The sequence below is a fragment of the Vibrio sp. R-1 genome (assembly GCF_035615595.1).
In the GTDB taxonomy this organism is placed as follows: domain Bacteria; phylum Pseudomonadota; class Gammaproteobacteria; order Enterobacterales; family Vibrionaceae; genus Vibrio; species Vibrio cholerae.
In genome coordinates this window covers 16,196-32,775 of record NZ_WPDC01000039.1, presented here as the reverse complement: position 1 = coordinate 32,775, position 16,580 = coordinate 16,196, and the positions used below count along the sequence as shown (strand labels likewise).

Sequence of the window (16,580 nt, the reverse complement as noted above, 5' to 3'; positions counted from 1 at the left end):
TCTATTTATCGGTAGGCGAATCCGAAGCGTGAATCGAATGACAAAAAAACAGTGAAACACACAGCAGCAAGCGATGTAAAAATCAGCAAATGGTAACAAAACGTGCACTCATCCATCGAAAAATTCACCGTGGGAAAGCCGCCATCGCCTTTTTCGATAATGTGAGTCTCACACGCAGTAACGCACTTGCCGCAGCGAGTACACTCATCGGTAAACGCGTCTGGACGCGCTAACCAAGGCAGCCGAACTTGGCTTTGGTTGGGCTGACGATTCGGAGTGAACCAACGTCGTTTACTTAAGTCGACCATGTTTTTCTCCACACCTGTTCACAACCTGCCATATTCCCATACACAAATTGTAGTTTTTGACATATTTGTATAAATACCTCTTAGGAGGTAATTGGGGTGGTGGATTGTTTTGGATCAATAAATTAACCTGCCCGTTTCGGATAGTGTGTAGCCCTAAAGAGGTGGAAGCTTGGTTATCAATCAGAGAGAGACGGCATTGTTCACTCCAGTACGACATTCATTAACCCGTACTATGGCGAAAGCCATGTTATTGATTTTGTTTCTCTCGGCATTGACGACTGGGGTTGCCATTGTCACTTTGGCGTCTTCTTTGAATGATGCAGAAGCGGTAAACGTCTCCGGCTCTATGCGTATGCAGAGTTATCGTTTGGCGTATGACATCCAAACCCAATCCCATGACTACAAGGCGCATATTTTTCTGTTTGAAAACTCACTGTACTCGCCCTCCATGCTCGCTTTGCTCGACTGGACGGTACCCAGTGACATTCAACAAGATTACTACCAGCTGATTGAGCGCTGGCATGAGCTCAAAAAAGTGCTTAATAGTGACCAAAAAGCGCAATATCTTGACCAAGTTGCGCCTTTTGTCAGCTTAGTGGATGGCTTTGTACTCAAGTTACAGCGCTTTTCTGAGCGTAAATTGATTGCGTTAGCTGCAGTAGGCAGTTTTGGTTTAGGCGGGATTTTTGCGGTATCCCTCTTTGTGGTGTATTACATCCGGGAGCAGGTCGTGCGGCCGCTCAATGCCATGGTTGATGCCAGCGAAAAGATCAAAAATCGAAATTTTGATGTCATGCTGGAGGAGACCAGCAGCACTGAAATGGGGATCCTCAGCCGAACGTTTAACAGTATGGCGGGCGATCTTGGCAAACTTTATCGCGGGCTAGAGCACGCCGTAAATGAGAAAACCTACAAGCTGCAAATGGCCAATCAATCGCTGCAGGTCTTGTATCACTCTTCGCAAGAGTTGACGGCTTCACGGATCACGGCGAGTAACTTCCAAACCATTTTGCGCCATTGGGTCGCGTTGGAAGGGATTTGTGCTCTTCGATTAGAAATTGAAGAGGAAGCTGGCAAGCCATTGATTTTGCAAGAAGGAAAGCCAAGCGGTGCTGCGATGTTGCAAACACCACTCACCTTAGATGGTCATCATCTTGGCTTTTTGTATTGGGAAGCGGGTTCGCCTGAGCCAGATCGGGCTTTGATTGATAACTTTGCGCTGATATTGTCGCGCGCGATTTACTACAATCAAGCGCAGCGCCAAGCAGAGCAACTGCTGTTAATGGAAGAGCGAGCCACCATAGCGCGAGAACTGCATGATTCGCTTGCTCAATCGCTCTCTTATTTAAAGATCCAGTTGACCTTGCTGAAACGTTCCGTGACGCCGTTAAAGTCGGATGGCGATTTAAGTAAGACGGAAAACATCATTCGCGAAATCGATAAAGGTCTGTCGGATGCTTATACCCAGTTGCGCGAACTGCTCACCACCTTCCGGCTGACCTTAACCGAAGGCAGTTTTGGTCAATCTCTACTGGGTATGCTGACTCAGCTTTCGGGACAAACCGATGCGAAAATTGAACTCAATAATGCGCTTTCCTCAATTGCGCTGGATGCTCATCAGCAAGTGCATTTGGTGCAGTTGATTCGTGAAGCTACGATTAACGCGATAAAGCACGCCAAAGCCACTAAAATTAAGGTCAACTGCCAAGAACAGCAGGGACGAGTCCAAGTTACGATCGAAGATGATGGGGTTGGCTTCGATCTGCAAGATCACAAGCTCAATCACTATGGTATGAGCATAATGCAAGAACGGGCCGCCCGTTTACGTGGCGAATTAAAGGTTGAATCCGCTCCGGGTAAAGGCTGCAAAGTGGTGCTGACTTACCAACAAAGCGAGGAGAAAAATAAGAATGAGTTGTAGAGTCCTTTTAGTGGATGATCACCCGCTGATGCGCCGTGGTATCAATCAACTATTGAGTTTTGAAGAAGAATTTGAGGTGGTTGCCGAAGCGGGGAATGGGGCTGAAGCGATTGCTCTGGCGCATGATCTACAACCGGACTTGATTCTGCTCGATCTCAATATGAAAGGGATGTCGGGATTGGATACGCTGACTGCGCTGCGCACCGATGAGTGTGACGCTTATGTGGTGATCCTCACGGTTTCAGACAGCGCCGCAGATATTGAAGCATTAGTCAAAGCGGGGGCTGATGGCTATCTCCTCAAAGACACTGAGCCAGATCAACTGGTGGCGCTGCTTAAACAAGCCATGCAAGGCGAAAAAGCCTTTAGTGAGTCGGTCGAACGCTACCTTTTAAATCGCGAGCATACGAGTAATCCTTTTGAAGCACTAACGGAACGTGAAATGCAAATTATGTCAGAAGTGGCAAAGGGTTATCGCAATCGACAAATCGCCGACCGCTTGTTTATTTCTGAATCTACCGTCAAAGTGCACATGAAAAGCTTACTGAAAAAGCTTGATGTGCCGTCACGCACCGCTGCCACGATTCTTTATCTAGAGCGGTATGCTAACTGATAGTGAAAGCTTTCCCCTGAGCGAGAGCGTTGAACGGGTATATACTTACGGGTAACGATGACCTAAGGTGTTCAACCCTTCCTACTTGAAGCTGCAACGGTGTTGGCTACGTTCGTTCACCCTAATCACAGTGTTTATCTATGCTCATGGGGATGAACTCACTTGCTGCCTACCTGCAACGCCAAGTCGTTTGGGTATATACAAAGGGGAAAGTTATGCTCTCAATCTTTGATATTTACAAAATTGGGGTTGGCCCTTCCAGCTCGCATACCAATGGGCCGATGATTGCAGGTTACCGTTTTGTGCAGCAGTTATTGCGACAACTGAATAAAGTTGCTCGCATACAAGTGGATCTGTATGGTTCGCTGTCTTTAACGGGGAAGGGGCACCACACTGATCGTGCTACCTTACTGGGCTTAATGGGGAATCAACCTGCCACCATCAAGATTGGTGACGCTAATCAGACTCTACGTGAAGCGTTGCAAACGGGTAAGCTGCGTCTCAATGGTCAGCATGACATTGCCTTCGATTACCATCAGGATCTTCTTTTTCATCAAGATAATCTGCCGCTGCACGAAAATGGTATGACGTTGAGCGCGTTTGATACTCAAGGACAACAGATTGATTTTGAAACCTATTATTCAGTCGGTGGTGGCTTTGTTGCGACCGCTGAGCAGTTGCAAAATGGTACCGCGACCGCCGATGTGACGGTGACTTACCCCTTTACCAGTGCCGATGAAATGCTGCACCAAGCTGAAAAACATGGTTTGAGTTTAGGCGGAATGATTCTGCGTAATGAACTGGCTTTTCAAGAGATGGCGGTGATTGATGCCAAGGCCGATCAAATCTGGCGAGTGATGAGCCAGTGTATGGAGCGTGGTTTTGCGACCGAAGGCATTTTAGAAGGGGGATTAAATGTCACTCGCCGTGCGCCGAGTTTGCTGAAAAAACTTGAAGCCAATGCAGCGATTGAAAATGATCCGATGGAAGTGATGGATTGGATTAACCTCTTTGCTTTTGCGGTGAGTGAGGAGAATGCCGCTGGTGGACAAGTGGTGACATCGCCCACCAATGGAGCCGCGGGCGTGATCCCTGCGGTTTTGATGTATTACCACCGTTTTATCAAAGCGCTCGATACCAAACAGCTTAAGGATTTTCTCGCCGTGTCTGGCGCGATCGGAATCTTGTATAAAACCAATGCCTCCATTTCCGGTGCTGAAGTTGGGTGTCAGGGTGAAGTGGGCGTTTCTTCCTCCATGGCCGCCGCAGGCTTAACGGCTTTGCGTGGTGGCAGTAATGAGCAAATCTGCATGGCGGCAGAAATTGCTATGGAGCACTCATTAGGGATGACCTGCGACCCGATAGGCGGTTTGGTGCAAGTGCCTTGTATTGAGCGTAACGCGATGGGTGCAGTGAAAGCGATCAATGCTTCGCGCATGGCCCTCAAGCGCACCAGTAAATGTCTGATTTCACTCGATAAGGTGATTGAAACCATGTATCAGACTGGGAAAGATATGAATAAGAAATACCGCGAAACTTCGCTCGGAGGATTGGCGCTAATCCATCTCGCGCCCCCTTGTGAATAATCCAGAATTGGACATGTTTTTACGAGTTGCTTATACGACTCAAAAAGAAAAGGGCGTGATTTCACGCCCTTTTGAATATTGGTCATAACACGGACAGTTAAGCGTGCATAGGTACCAGCACCATAGTACCGATGATCACCGTAACAAGGCCCAGTAACACAGGCACAGAAGTACGCTTTACCACTTCGAATGGGCTGATTTTACCCATACCCGCGGTAGCTACTACCACACCAGAAACCGGAGAAATGGTACGGCCAAGGTTGGAGGCTTGCAGCATAGGAATAATCAGGAATGCGGGGTTGAGTCCCATTTTCGCAGCCAGTGACGGAGCCAATTCCACAAACGCATAGAAAGGCGCGTTGCCTGAGCCGGTGGCAATCGCAGCGGCGACGGTTAAACCAGTCAGAATCAACATCAGCGCAATACCGCCAGCCCCCGCCACTTCTGCTAAGTGCAGTAGGTTGTCAATCGCACCAATTGACATCAAACCTTGTGCAAATACGCCTGCTGCAACCAACAACATGACTACGCCTTTAAAGGCATCCGCCATGCCTTCGTAACAGGCTTCAAGATCTTCCAACGTTTGCTTACCATTGAAACGTTTAGTGATGTAGTCGACCAGCACGCCAATGAAAATTGACAGTACAACGATGGTATAGATATCCAGCGTAATGCCTGGCAGCGTTTCACCATTGAACACAAAGACACCGATGATGGGTAAGAATGGCAGGACTGCATAATAAGCTGGTGATTTAACCTCCATTTCAGACAAATCCACTTTCTCCATTGGTGTATTGTCTTTCTTATCAAGGTATTGGTTCCAGAAATACGCGGCGGCCGCCATCACAATGATCGCGCAGATCGAAACAGGCAATACGGTTTCTACGGCGAATACGTGCAATGGCAAACCGGATTTTTCTGCCGCAATGACCACGTCACCAGAGGTAGGAGAGAGAATGATCGCAGCCGGAGAGGCACACACCGCTACCGCCGCAGGGCGAGAAATGCCCATCGCGGTCATCATTGGGAATAAGGTCGCCATTAATAACACGCCAAGGCCGGTGGCTGAACTCACTGCCAGAGACATCAAACAGGCAACAAGATAGGCTGCGACCAACAAGATGTAGGGTGATTTAATAAAAGAGAGTGGTTTAGAAAACTGTTTTACCACTACGTTGTTGGCACCAATGTGCGTCATGTATGACGCAAAACCACACAGCAACATAATTTGCATACCTAAGCCGCCGCCACGGTTTTGCAGCATGTATTTCACATACTCCATTGCATCGGTGAGTAGGTTACCGGTTGATTCCATCTGTCCCGGTAGGACTTTGTGTCCCAAGATACCGGTTAAAATGAGTAGCAAAATCCCTGCGGTGAGTAGGATACCCGCAGGCTTATAGCCTTTAACGATGAAATAGCCGACCGCAAAGGTCACGACTAAGCCAATCAGAAGCTCAAGCATAGCAATCTCCAAAAATGTCCGTTTATTTCAAACTGTAAAATGTATGTCAGGAATTTACTGAAAATTAATTTGTAGCACGAGTTCAACTTGCACTTTGCATGATCTAAAGCAATAAAAGTATCAATTAATATTGGTGATTAATTCTTGTTAAAGGCGGATTTTATTTGAATTGATCTGTCTTTTGGTTAGATTGTTAGTTATTTGCTCTGTAAATGGGTGTTTTTACGATGTTGGCATGACAAGGATGGATAAAACTTGTTCTATGGATAGCAGAGCATGCTACAACATTTCATCAAGAAGCAGGATCGCTGTTCTATGCTCACCTCAGTCACACAGAGAAAAAGAAGAAAGGCTCATAAGAGCCTTTCTGTGAGTTCAGGAAAGTAAAGCTTAGTCACGATTGGTGCGAAACTCTGCAACCGCTTCATCCATGGCATGGGCTTGGCGTGACACTGTATCGACCTCAGTAAGACATTGCTGTGCGGAGCGCATATTGTTTTCTGAAATCGTATTCAGCTCAGCAATCGACTCACTGACATGGTTCATCACACTGCCTTGTTCTTCAATCGCTGCCGCGATGCGCTGTGAGTTATCTTGAATCGTATGCATGTCACGCAGGATCTGCTGCAAGCTTTCGTCAAGTTGACGAGAGGCGCTTAGCGTTTCCTGACCTTGGTTGTTACACAAATCAATGTCATCGACCACTTGACTCATTTGTGACTGGATATTGGAGACAACGCGCGTGATCTCTTCCGTCGATTGATGGGTACGAGTCGCGAGTGAGCGTACTTCATCGGCGACCACCGCAAAGCCGCGTCCTTGTTCACCGGCACGTGCGGCTTCAATCGCGGCGTTTAAGGCGAGTAGGTTAGTTTGTTCTGCAATCCCTTGAATGATGCTCACCGCACCACCGATTTTTTCAACAAAGGCATTCAATGAGCCGATAGAGTGTTGGCTTTTCTGTAGGGTAGAGGAGAGTAAGTCAATGTTTTTCACCGTAGTCACCACCACGCTGCGGCCTTGTTCCGCATTGCGCGCTGCCTGATTAACGCCATCGACAGCAATGTTAGTGCTTTCCGAAATCTCACTAATGGTCGATACCATCTGTTGTACCGATGTCGCCATCAAGCCCATGTGATCAGATTGAACATTAAATTGCTCAATCACTTGCTCAAGCTCGTCATGCATGCTCGAAGTGCTGCTGTACAATTGGTGAGATTTGGTCTGTGAACTGCTGATCAAATGCTCAAATTTATCCAACAGGCTATTGAAATAGCGTGCCACGGCGGTGATTTCATCATTCCCTTTGAGCTCGGCGCGCAGAGAAATGTCGTTAGATTGCGCAATTCGTTGAATAACCAGCAACAATTGACTGACTTGTAAATTGATTGAGCGGCTGATTTGGAAAATCACCAGCAAAATAATCAATACCACGACAATGGTAACGGAGAGTTTCACGGTATTCATGGTTTGCTGCTTCTCATCAACCGCTTGCGTCAGGGTTTTAGAGAAGGCTTTAAACATCTCTTCGACATCGTGAGAGTGAGAACGCGTGGCACCCAGTAAGCCTTCGTTGTATTTCAAGCCGATCACTTTTGCTTGGTTCACCACGGCTTGAGCGGATTTGATCAGGTCAGAAAATTGGTTCAACGCGCTTGAGTTGGCGGAGCCTGCTAATACCTGCTGATGGAAATCCACTAGGGCTAACAGCTCTTCTGCGGAAGCTTGTTGTTTGGCTTGCTCGAGCGCCTGATAGTAGCTTTTCCACAAGCCACTTTCCTGATTAAGGCCGAGGGTTTGATAGGCTCGCACTAACTGTTCAAAACCCTGTTTGTATTCCAGTAGGTCAGTACGTAAAGCGTTGGAGTCACCCAGCTCATATTTGAGCATGATGGCGTCGAGTTCAGTTTGTAAATTGAGGAACAGGTCAGTATTTTTTTGAAAGGTATCCAGATATTTGGCATCGCTACGCAATAAAAAGTCTTTTTCGTTGCGTCTTAAATTGAGTAACCTGACTTCCAGTTTATCGACTTGATTGATAGCTCGATTAAGTTCATCGTTGGTCTGGGCAAACTGTGAGGTCGTAAAGAAAATGGCGATGGAGCCCAGTATGGCAATAATGCCCAAAGTATAAAGTTTATGGCGAATATTCATGGTGTTACCTACTTGTTATTTTTATTCCATTGACATCCCATCAACGAGATAGGTGTCTGAGTGCAATGCGTGCAGCAGTGTACTGAGAATAATGAAACTATCAATACTAGTGTCGTTCATCGCTTTCAGCTTTATATGAAATATTAATGACAAATTTATTACAAAAAATTGGAGATGCTGTGACTGTTGTCAACTTTAGCCTTTATGAAGGATTCATATTTGATATGGATGGAACCCTGCTTGATACCATGCCTGCGCATTTAACCGCTTGGGAAGCGACGGCGAAGCATTTTGACTTCCTATTTGATGCCCAGTGGCTCTATGGATTAGGCGGGATGCCAAGTGCAAAAATTACGACGCACATCAATAAAAAATTAGGGTTGGCGCTCGATCCCGATCGCGTCGCAGCCTACAAAATGGATTGGTTTGCCAGCATGGGGCTGCAAGCGGAAGTGATCCCCGCCACTTATGAATTACTCTGCCAATGGCAGGGTAAGAAGAAAATGGCAATAGGGACGGGGAGCCAACGTGATAGCGCGCTGCGTTTATTAAGTAATGCGCAGGTGTTGGATAAATTTGATGCTGTTGTGACGGCCAGCGATGTGCAACAGCACAAGCCGCACCCCGAAACCTTTCTGATGGCGTGTGAGCAACTCGGCTTGACACCTAAACAGTGTTTGGTGTTTGAAGATACCCAATTAGGACTTCAGGCAGCGCACGCGGGTGGGATGGATTGCATGCTAGTGACCGAGCAAGGATTGGTTTTCTACCCCTTTGCTCATTGAGGTAGGTAGAGCGTGAAAACATGAGGCAAAAAAGCGAGTGAAGGCACAGCGTTCACTCGCTTTTTGTTGTCATCCCTAAACCACCGCTTTTACAGGTGGTGATTATTTTAAGGGCTTAAAAGGTAATGTAGCCAAAGAGCTAAATCGTTCGATCTATATTCTTTTTGTGCAATTACGTTCACTTTGCTTGAGTGAGTGTCGCTATCGAGGTGCTTTATAGGCAGATATTGTCGGCTAAGTCCGCTGATCTTTTCATTGGTTTCATCGTTTTCATGAACGTATCAATCCCCCAATGTCTACGTGTTTTGCGCATTTCAACACTTTTAGTAGCCTTACGGCATAAAATGGTGTGATAGAAAAATGTTTCAAGAATAAAGAGATATAGAGTCAGAATTACGAAACATGTGTTGATTCATTATGTTATCGAAGGCAGAGTGTTGCTTTTTCAAGCGCTCTAACCTTTAAATTGACGCATTATCAAACTGAAATAGGAAAGATTATGTACGCATCTCATCAATATAAAAGACTCTCAATAATGGCTATTTTGGGATGTTTACCCTTTTCAGTAAATGGCGCAGTGGAATCAATGCCTCTTGTGGGAGGCGTGTATAACTCGGCGCATGTTTTTAAGCATCAAATCACCAACTCGTTGAGTTATTCAACTCGATTAACACGCGATACCGCGCTGTTTACTATCGCTGGTCTCACTTTGGATAGTTATATCCTCACCTTACCATTGGACGTAAAAACGAAAGCGCGAGTCATAAAGCAAATTTCCGATCCCAGCTATGCAATCCCGTTGGGATATTTTCTTTATCAGTATTATGACCGCTACACCGGCATGGCAACGGAAGATCAATTCAAAAATTATTTATCCACTGTGTATGATGAGCCAGCCTTAAAGGGGTTTGAACATAGTTTGTTTCAGCTTGGCAAACCTGTAGTGACAGAGCAAAGCCAACATAGTAAAGATCAAGCTCACCAAGAAGGAATTAAAGTCGACAGTGAATTTATTGCGACTATGGTGACCTTGTATGACGCTCTAGTTCAGATTGGTGAGTGGCGTGATCTCAAACAACTGCCTTCCCAATACCAGTATTTGTCGGATACGCCTGCTGATAAAGCCTTAGTCTCAAAAATTCAACCACTTGTCGTGGATATTCTGCGTCAAACGGCCAACGGCATGGATGAGGGGGAGATGAAACATGCACTTCTGTCGGTTCTAGAAGATGCGAAACCAGAAAACGCCAATAAAGTGAACAACAAAGCGCAAGCGATTACGGTTAGCCTAATTGATTTTGTGCGTTTGAATGTGCTGAAAGGATATCGACAATTTCTTTATCAGGAAGAGCGCACCGCGCGTTTAAAAGAGTGGTTAAACAAAACATTGGATAGTGACCCTGAGCAATTAGTCACTTTTTTAACTTCACAACAGCAGCGCCGTTTTGCGGTACAAGTGACAGTGGATGGTTTGCAGCAAGGCTTGATTGAAGGGCTTGTTCACCCAGAAATCCCCTTTATCAAACAAGTCTATGCAGAACATCAACAAGCTGAAAAAAACCAGCATTCAACGCTGATGGAGTCGCTAGAACATAAGCAACAAGTCCGTTTCCTCTCCACCTTGGCTGAGCAAAATTATCAAGATCCTTACTATTTGCCCTTCTTCAAACAGCTTTATCAGCATTATCGTCCAACCATTGTGCAAGTCGGTATCTCTTCGACACCGACAATCAGTGTGCGTAATTTACCTATCATCAAAACTGGCGCTAAGGTTTCTGGGCTTGGTGGTACTGGTATTCCCAATTTCCACTTCGTTGATCGTCAAGCAGATCGCGCTTACTACTTTTTTGGCAACGATGCTTTGCAGCTCGATCGCTTAGTCAATGAACGAGGTGTGAAGACAATGTTCGATCGCCTAGATTACTTGAAAACACTCAACTGTAACGCACAGTATGATTGGAATGCACATACTACCTACGATGGACTGGTGAATCTTGGTGCTGGCGAAGCTCTACGTGATTTCGGTGAAAAACGTTGTTTGCGAGAATTAAATGAAAGGGCGGAGGTGGAACGTCAACTTACCCCATTAAGAGCGAAATTAATTGAGCAGATCACCGCTTACCAAAATTCGTCGAAATGGATGGTATTAACGCGAGCGACATTAAAGCAGCGCCTTGAGCAACAACTGGCTGAATATGCTGAGCGGGACATCTTTGGCATGCCCGATTACACGCTGATTTATAATCCTTGGCCCGACCATTTTGCCCATTTCGCTGGACCGTTTAGCGATGAGGTGATCATGCCAACGGGAGAATTGAATCGCTTAGATTACTGGTTGAGAGAAACAGAAGCCGCATACAAAAAAGCTGGAATTTATGAGCGTACTTTATGGGGAATGGCGGGCGATCACGGTTTAGCTCCCGTTTACGGCACCTTAAATCCAGAACGTAAAATTTTTGAGTCATTACAAAAAGATCTGGGGATTAAGATTGCGCTGGAGAAAATTTCCTCCGATGAAGGAGAGGGGCCGAAATTAACCAATGCTCTTAATGCGCCCAGTTATCAGAAGATTGATGTTGTGGTGGCCTCGACTGCCGGAGGTAACTTCATGCTCGATTTCTTTAATTCAGCGGCAGGGTGGGCAACACAACCTATTTATCAAGAATTGACCCAGTGGCAACCCAAAGAGAGTGACAAACCCCTTGATATTGTTAGTGAAAGCCTTGTTCGTTTAGGGGATAGCTTGGATTACTTAGTGGTTAGAGAGAAAACCTGTACTGTGGATGATTGTGCTGTGCGGGTGATCGGCATGCGAGAAGGTCAGCGCTTGGATGAGATCATACGCCTAGTGGGTAATAAGCGTTTTTACACGTCACAGCAAGGCCAACCTCAGCTATTACAGCTACAGCAACTGAATCCATATTTACCTAAACCTCAAGCAAAGGCTCTCGAAGAGTTCGCGCAGTTGGTGGACAAATGTCTCTATCGTGCTGAAGAAGCGAACATAGCGACTTGGTGTGATGAGCAGGAATGGCGGCAGCTAACCCGCTTCACTCCTCGTCCTGACTCTGTGAATCAGCTTGCGGCACTTTATGAAGAAGATCGTGCCGGCACGATGAATCTCTTCCCTAAGCAGGGCGTCGGATACAACACCAAAGTGCCGGGACGACACGCTGGTGAAAGCTACTTAGAAAAAGATGCGTTTTTGGGATTCTGGGGTAAACCGATTGGGCCTAATGCGATTGCTCTGCAGTCGGAACAAAATGGATCTTTGGCTCCTACACTTTATGAGTATTTAACAGGAGAAAGTATTGAGGCTGGCCATGATGGCTGGGGTTACCCTTCATTACTCAATAAGTTAGATATTCAGTAACGTCTCACTTTACGCCGATCTACAATGTCAAGTCGCTTGGGTACAGTGTTGTACTGTAGCAAGCGGCATGATTGACGTGCGGGAGCTCATGCTTGATCGGTCATCAGAAAATGAGAACTTAATCGGTATTCTAGACGTTAAACTCGGGGCGTGTATTTCGCACTTTTCCAGCGGTTTGGGGATTCACTCAAGCGTAGCAATGCGTCTGACAATACTTCATTGAGTTCAAGGTTGTCCCATCACAAAAATCACGATTTTCAAGGTTTCTTTCTGGTTTGAGATCTTCCCCAATAAGATCGCATTGATCTTGTTCATTGGTCGGTTTTCGTTGATCTAAATCAATACTCTCACTTGATGCATTTCGTTAAATACGCCACAACATATAGTGTCAGTCGCAGAAAAATTAGCCCTATATAGTGTATTTGTGGATAACTCTGTGAGTATGCTGGGTAAGGAGAGAAGGTGAAACCTATCGTAATCAAACGTGATGGCTCAAAAGCGCCATTCAACAGGGATCGTATCCAAGCTGCTGTAGAAAGTGCTGCGGAACATGCCGATCAGGAAATCGCTATCTACGCACTCAATGTGGCATTAGCCGTTGAACTCAAGCTGCGTGATTACGATGAGGTACACATCACCGAGATTCAAACCTTAGTAGAGAACGAGCTAATGCAAGGCCCGTACAAAGCATTAGCTCGTTCATACATTGAATATCGCCATGACCGCGATGTCGCGCGTGAGAAGCAGAGCAAGCTGACCAAAGAAATCGAAGGTCTGATCCAAGAAAGCAATGCGGATCTGCTCAATGAAAACGCCAATAAAGATGGCAAAGTGATCCCGACTCAGCGCGATTTGTTGGCGGGTATTGTCGCCAAGCATTATGCCAAAACACGAATTTTACCACGTGATGTGGTGCAAGCTCATGAGTCGGGCGATATTCATTATCATGATCTGGATTACGCGCCTTTCTTCCCGATGTTTAACTGCATGTTGATTGACTTAAAAGGCATGCTGACTCATGGGTTTAAAATGGGTAATGCTGAAATTGACACGCCTAAGTCAATTTCAACCGCAACGGCAGTTACCGCGCAAATTATTGCTCAAGTCGCGAGCCATATTTATGGTGGCACTACCATCAACCGGATTGATGAAGTACTGGCTCCTTATGTGACGGCAAGCTACGAAAAGCATCTAGAGATTGCCCGCGAATGGGATATTCACAGCCCTGAAGCGTTTGCTAAGGCGCGTACTGAAAAAGAGTGCTATGACGCTTTCCAATCGTTGGAGTATGAAGTCAACACGCTGCATACCGCAAATGGGCAAACACCGTTTGTGACCTTTGGTTTTGGTCTGGGTACAAGCTGGGAATCGCGCTTGATCCAGCAATCGATCCTGAAAAATCGCATCGCAGGTTTGGGTAAAAACCGTAAAACGGCGGTATTCCCGAAACTGGTTTTTGCGATTAAAAATGGACTCAACCACAAAGCAGAAGATCCTAATTACGACATTAAGCAGCTCGCGTTAGAGTGCGCTTCTAAACGCATGTACCCAGACATTCTCAACTACGACAAAGTGGTTGAAGTGACGGGTTCATTCAAAACCCCAATGGGATGTCGCTCTTTCCTAAATCCTTATGAGGAAAATGGGGAGTTGATCCATGAAGGGCGTAATAATCTTGGCGTTGTCAGCTTGAACCTGCCACGCATTGCCTTGCAGGCGAAAGGCGATATAAACAAATTCTATGCTCTGTTGGATGACAAACTGAAACTTGCTCGCCGCGCATTAGATACTCGGATTAACCGTTTAGAAAATGTGAAAGCACGTGTTGCACCAATCCTATATATGGAAGGGGCGTGTGGTGTACGTTTGAAAGCGAATGATTCGATTGCGGATATTTTCAAACATGGCCGAGCTTCTATTTCATTGGGTTATATCGGTGTACATGAAACCATCATGGCGCTGTTTGGTCAGCAAAAGCATGTTTATGATGATGTGCAACTGCGCGAAGAAGCCGTGAAAATCATTCAACATCTGCGCAACGCGGTTGAGCAGTGGAAAAAAGAGACGGGTTACGCGTTCAGCCTGTATGGCACTCCGAGTGAAAACCTGTGCAGCCGATTCTGCCGAATTGATGCCAAGCAATTTGGCGTGGTGGAAGGAGTGACGGATAAAGGTTACTACACCAACAGCTTCCATTTGGATGTTCAGAAGAAGGTGAATCCGTACGACAAAATCGATTTTGAAATGCCGTATCCGGAAATTTCAAGCGGCGGATTCATCTGCTACGGCGAATTCCCGAACATGCAACGTAACGTAGAAGCGCTCGAAAACGTATGGGATTACAGTTATCACCGCGTGCCGTATTACGGGACCAATACGCCAATCGATGAATGTTATGAGTGTGGTTTCACCGGCGAATTTGACTGTACCAGTAAAGGGTTTGTTTGCCCGCGATGTGGCAATCATGAGCCGACCAAAGTCTCAGTGACGCGTCGAGTATGCGGTTATTTGGGCAGCCCAGATGCACGTCCATTTAACGTCGGTAAGCAAGAAGAAGTAAAACGTCGGGTAAAACACCTATAACAGTATGAATTACCATCAATATTATCCGATTGATGTGGTTAACGGGCCGGGGACACGCTGCACGCTGTTTGTCTCCGGTTGCGTTCATCAATGTAAAGGATGTTATAACCAAAGCACGTGGTCGCTGTCGTCTGGACATCGTTATACCCAAGAAATGGAAGATAAAATCATTGCGGACTTGAAAGACACACGTATCAAACGCCGTGGATTATCGCTCTCGGGTGGCGATCCGATGCATCCTGCCAATTTATCAGCGGTGTTACAGCTTGTGCAGCGGGTAAAAACCGAGTGCCCAGATAAAGATATTTGGCTCTGGACGGGATATACCTTGGCGGAATTGGATGATAGCCAACAAGCTTTACTGCCATACATTGATGTGTTGGTGGATGGCAAATTTATCCAAGAGCAGGCTGATCCTGGGCTAGAGTGGCGGGGCAGTGCGAATCAAGTGATTCATCGCTTTACCTTGTAAGTCCTTGCTCTCAGCGCTCTAGTGTTTAAGGGGCGACTGAGAACAAAAAATCCCTTTCGGTTTTCTCTTATCTGGTTTACTTTGTGAGTTGTTACCTGAATTTCAAAGGGTTGTGACTTTCATGTTTACTCATTTACCAGCACCAGTTTTAGATCCAATACTTTCTCTCTCCGTCGCCTTTCGCAATGATCCTCGTCCACAAAAAGTGGATCTTGGAATCGGCGTTTATAAAAACAGTCTTGGCGAAACGCCAATTATGCGTGCCGTTGCGCTGGCGCAAGATAAAGTGGTGGCAAGCCAAAAAACCAAATCTTATGTCGGCCTTGCCGGTTGTGAAGAGTTCAACCAGAGCATGATGCAGCTCGTATTAGGTTCAACCTTGGATGTGGAGCGCACGATTGCAATCCAGACTCCGGGAGCCAGCGGCGCGCTGCGTATGCTGGGGGATTTGATGCGTGTGGCACAACCGGATACTACCGTGTGGATCACCGATCCTAGTTATGTCAACCACAAGCCCGTGATGGAAGCGGCTGGTCTGAAAGTACGTTACTACCGTTATTTCAGCCGTGAAACCAAAATGGTGGATACCGAACAAATGTTGGCCGATCTGGCACAAGCGGGAATGAAAGATGTGGTGTTACTGCATGGTTGTTGTCATAACCCGACAGGTGCCGATATCGATTTTTCTGCGTGGCAAGCCATCACTGAGTTGGCGCAGAAAAACGGCTTTATCCCTTTTGTCGACATCGCCTATCAAGGTTTTGGTGACGGCTTAGAACAAGATGCACAAGGTTTGCGTTACATGGCTGAGCGCATGGAAGAGATGTTGATCACGACATCCTGCTCTAAGAATTTCGGCTTGTACCGTGAGCGTACGGGAGCGGCGATTGTGATTGGGAAAAATCAGCAAGAGGTGACCAATGCACGCGGCAAAATGCTGACCTTAGCGCGTTCCACTTACACTATGCCGCCCGATCACGGTGCTGCTCTCGTCAAAACAGTGTTAAGAGATGAGCAGCTCACGGCAATTTGGAAACAAGAGTTGAGTGAAATGCAGCAACGTTTGTTAACTCTGCGCAAAAATTTGTGTAATGAGTTGAGAAATCAACACAATACGCGACAATTCGACTTCATTGAGAGCCATAGAGGCATGTTTACTGTACTGGGATTCAGTGCTGAGCAGATGGGAAGGCTGCGTGAAGAGTTTGCGATTTATGGTGTCGCAGATGGACGAATTAATATCGCAGGGCTGACCGAAAAAGACATTCCTTATGTGGCCAATGCTATTATTCATGTGTCGTAAATGAAGATGACAGCAAT

The 16,580-nt window shown here is 46.3% G+C and carries 10 protein-coding genes and 1 pseudogene; 8 read left to right on the top strand and 3 right to left on the bottom strand.

Translation table 11 applies throughout. The annotated features are described in order from the left end of the window. Positions 1 to 92 precede the first annotated feature (92 nt). Positions 93 to 308, bottom strand: a pseudogene (locus GOU96_RS10240) (4Fe-4S binding protein); the annotation flags it as partial. A gap of 232 nt (positions 309 to 540) precedes the next feature. Between GOU96_RS10240 and narQ the strand changes: the two are divergent. The 3 genes from narQ to GOU96_RS10225 all read left to right on the top strand — a co-directional run bounded on the left by narQ (position 541) and on the right by GOU96_RS10225 (position 4,428). Continuing rightward, the gene (narQ, locus tag GOU96_RS10235; protein ID WP_001934021.1) at positions 541 to 2,229 is read left to right on the top strand and encodes a nitrate/nitrite two-component system sensor histidine kinase NarQ; all 1,689 of its coding nucleotides are present in this window, start codon (positions 541 to 543) and stop codon (positions 2,227 to 2,229) included. Continuing rightward, on the top strand, positions 2,219 to 2,842 hold the full coding sequence (locus GOU96_RS10230) for a response regulator (RefSeq protein ID WP_001277850.1): 624 nt from the start codon (positions 2,219 to 2,221) through the stop codon (positions 2,840 to 2,842). Before narQ ends, GOU96_RS10230 begins: the two co-directional genes overlap by 11 nt. 215 nt (positions 2,843 to 3,057) lie before the next feature. Further along, a complete protein-coding gene (locus GOU96_RS10225; RefSeq protein ID WP_000948695.1) occupies positions 3,058 to 4,428 on the top strand; it encodes an L-serine ammonia-lyase in 1,371 nt (456 codons plus the stop codon). A gap of 97 nt (positions 4,429 to 4,525) precedes the next feature. On the opposite strand, the gene dcuC is transcribed toward GOU96_RS10225, so the two are convergent. Both dcuC and GOU96_RS10215 read right to left on the bottom strand, forming a co-directional pair. Further along, on the bottom strand, positions 4,526 to 5,893 hold the full coding sequence (gene dcuC, locus GOU96_RS10220) for an anaerobic C4-dicarboxylate transporter DcuC (RefSeq protein WP_000891426.1): 1,368 nt from the start codon (positions 5,891 to 5,893) through the stop codon (positions 4,526 to 4,528). A 390-nt stretch (positions 5,894 to 6,283) separates the two neighbouring features. Beyond that, positions 6,284 to 8,047 (bottom strand): methyl-accepting chemotaxis protein, encoded by a 1,764-nt coding sequence (locus GOU96_RS10215; RefSeq protein ID WP_001913901.1) that lies wholly within the window; start codon positions 8,045 to 8,047, stop codon positions 6,284 to 6,286. A 146-nt stretch (positions 8,048 to 8,193) separates the two neighbouring features. On the opposite strand from GOU96_RS10215, the gene GOU96_RS10210 reads away from it, so the two are divergent. The 5 genes from GOU96_RS10210 to GOU96_RS10190 all read left to right on the top strand — a co-directional run bounded on the left by GOU96_RS10210 (position 8,194) and on the right by GOU96_RS10190 (position 16,563). Continuing rightward, complete coding sequence (locus tag GOU96_RS10210; RefSeq protein ID WP_267781963.1) at positions 8,194 to 8,832, top strand: beta-phosphoglucomutase family hydrolase; 639 nt, start codon at positions 8,194 to 8,196, stop codon at positions 8,830 to 8,832. A gap of 586 nt (positions 8,833 to 9,418) precedes the next feature. Further along, positions 9,419 to 12,205, top strand: a complete 2,787-nt coding sequence (locus GOU96_RS10205) for an alkaline phosphatase family protein (protein WP_042988896.1) — start codon at positions 9,419 to 9,421, stop codon at positions 12,203 to 12,205. 462 nt (positions 12,206 to 12,667) lie between these two features. Continuing rightward, positions 12,668 to 14,788, top strand: coding sequence for an anaerobic ribonucleoside-triphosphate reductase (gene nrdD / locus GOU96_RS10200; RefSeq protein ID WP_000802775.1), 2,121 nt, complete (start codon positions 12,668 to 12,670; stop codon positions 14,786 to 14,788). A gap of 4 nt (positions 14,789 to 14,792) precedes the next feature. Then, the gene (gene nrdG, locus GOU96_RS10195) at positions 14,793 to 15,260 is read left to right on the top strand and encodes an anaerobic ribonucleoside-triphosphate reductase-activating protein (protein WP_001106209.1); all 468 of its coding nucleotides are present in this window, start codon (positions 14,793 to 14,795) and stop codon (positions 15,258 to 15,260) included. Positions 15,261 to 15,381: 121 nt separating this feature from the next. Continuing rightward, on the top strand, positions 15,382 to 16,563 hold the full coding sequence (locus GOU96_RS10190; protein WP_000494052.1) for an aromatic amino acid transaminase: 1,182 nt from the start codon (positions 15,382 to 15,384) through the stop codon (positions 16,561 to 16,563). Positions 16,564 to 16,580: the final 17 nt, after the last annotated feature.

Excerpts from the sequence above, each read along its gene's own strand:
- narQ (WP_001934021.1), top strand. The coding sequence starts at position 541 with ATGGCGAAAGCCATGTTATTGATTTTGTTTCTCTCGGCATTGACGACT.
- GOU96_RS10230 (WP_001277850.1), top strand. The coding sequence starts at position 2,219 with ATGAGTTGTAGAGTCCTTTTAGTGGATGATCACCCGCTGATGCGCCGT.
- GOU96_RS10225 (WP_000948695.1), top strand. The coding sequence starts at position 3,058 with ATGCTCTCAATCTTTGATATTTACAAAATTGGGGTTGGCCCTTCCAGC.
- dcuC (WP_000891426.1), bottom strand. The coding sequence starts at position 5,893 with ATGCTTGAGCTTCTGATTGGCTTAGTCGTGACCTTTGCGGTCGGCTAT.
- GOU96_RS10215 (WP_001913901.1), bottom strand. The coding sequence starts at position 8,047 with ATGAATATTCGCCATAAACTTTATACTTTGGGCATTATTGCCATACTG.
- GOU96_RS10210 (WP_267781963.1), top strand. The coding sequence starts at position 8,194 with ATGACAAATTTATTACAAAAAATTGGAGATGCTGTGACTGTTGTCAAC.
- GOU96_RS10205 (WP_042988896.1), top strand. The coding sequence starts at position 9,419 with ATGCCTCTTGTGGGAGGCGTGTATAACTCGGCGCATGTTTTTAAGCAT.
- nrdG (WP_001106209.1), top strand. The coding sequence starts at position 14,793 with ATGAATTACCATCAATATTATCCGATTGATGTGGTTAACGGGCCGGGG.
- GOU96_RS10190 (WP_000494052.1), top strand. The coding sequence starts at position 15,382 with ATGTTTACTCATTTACCAGCACCAGTTTTAGATCCAATACTTTCTCTC.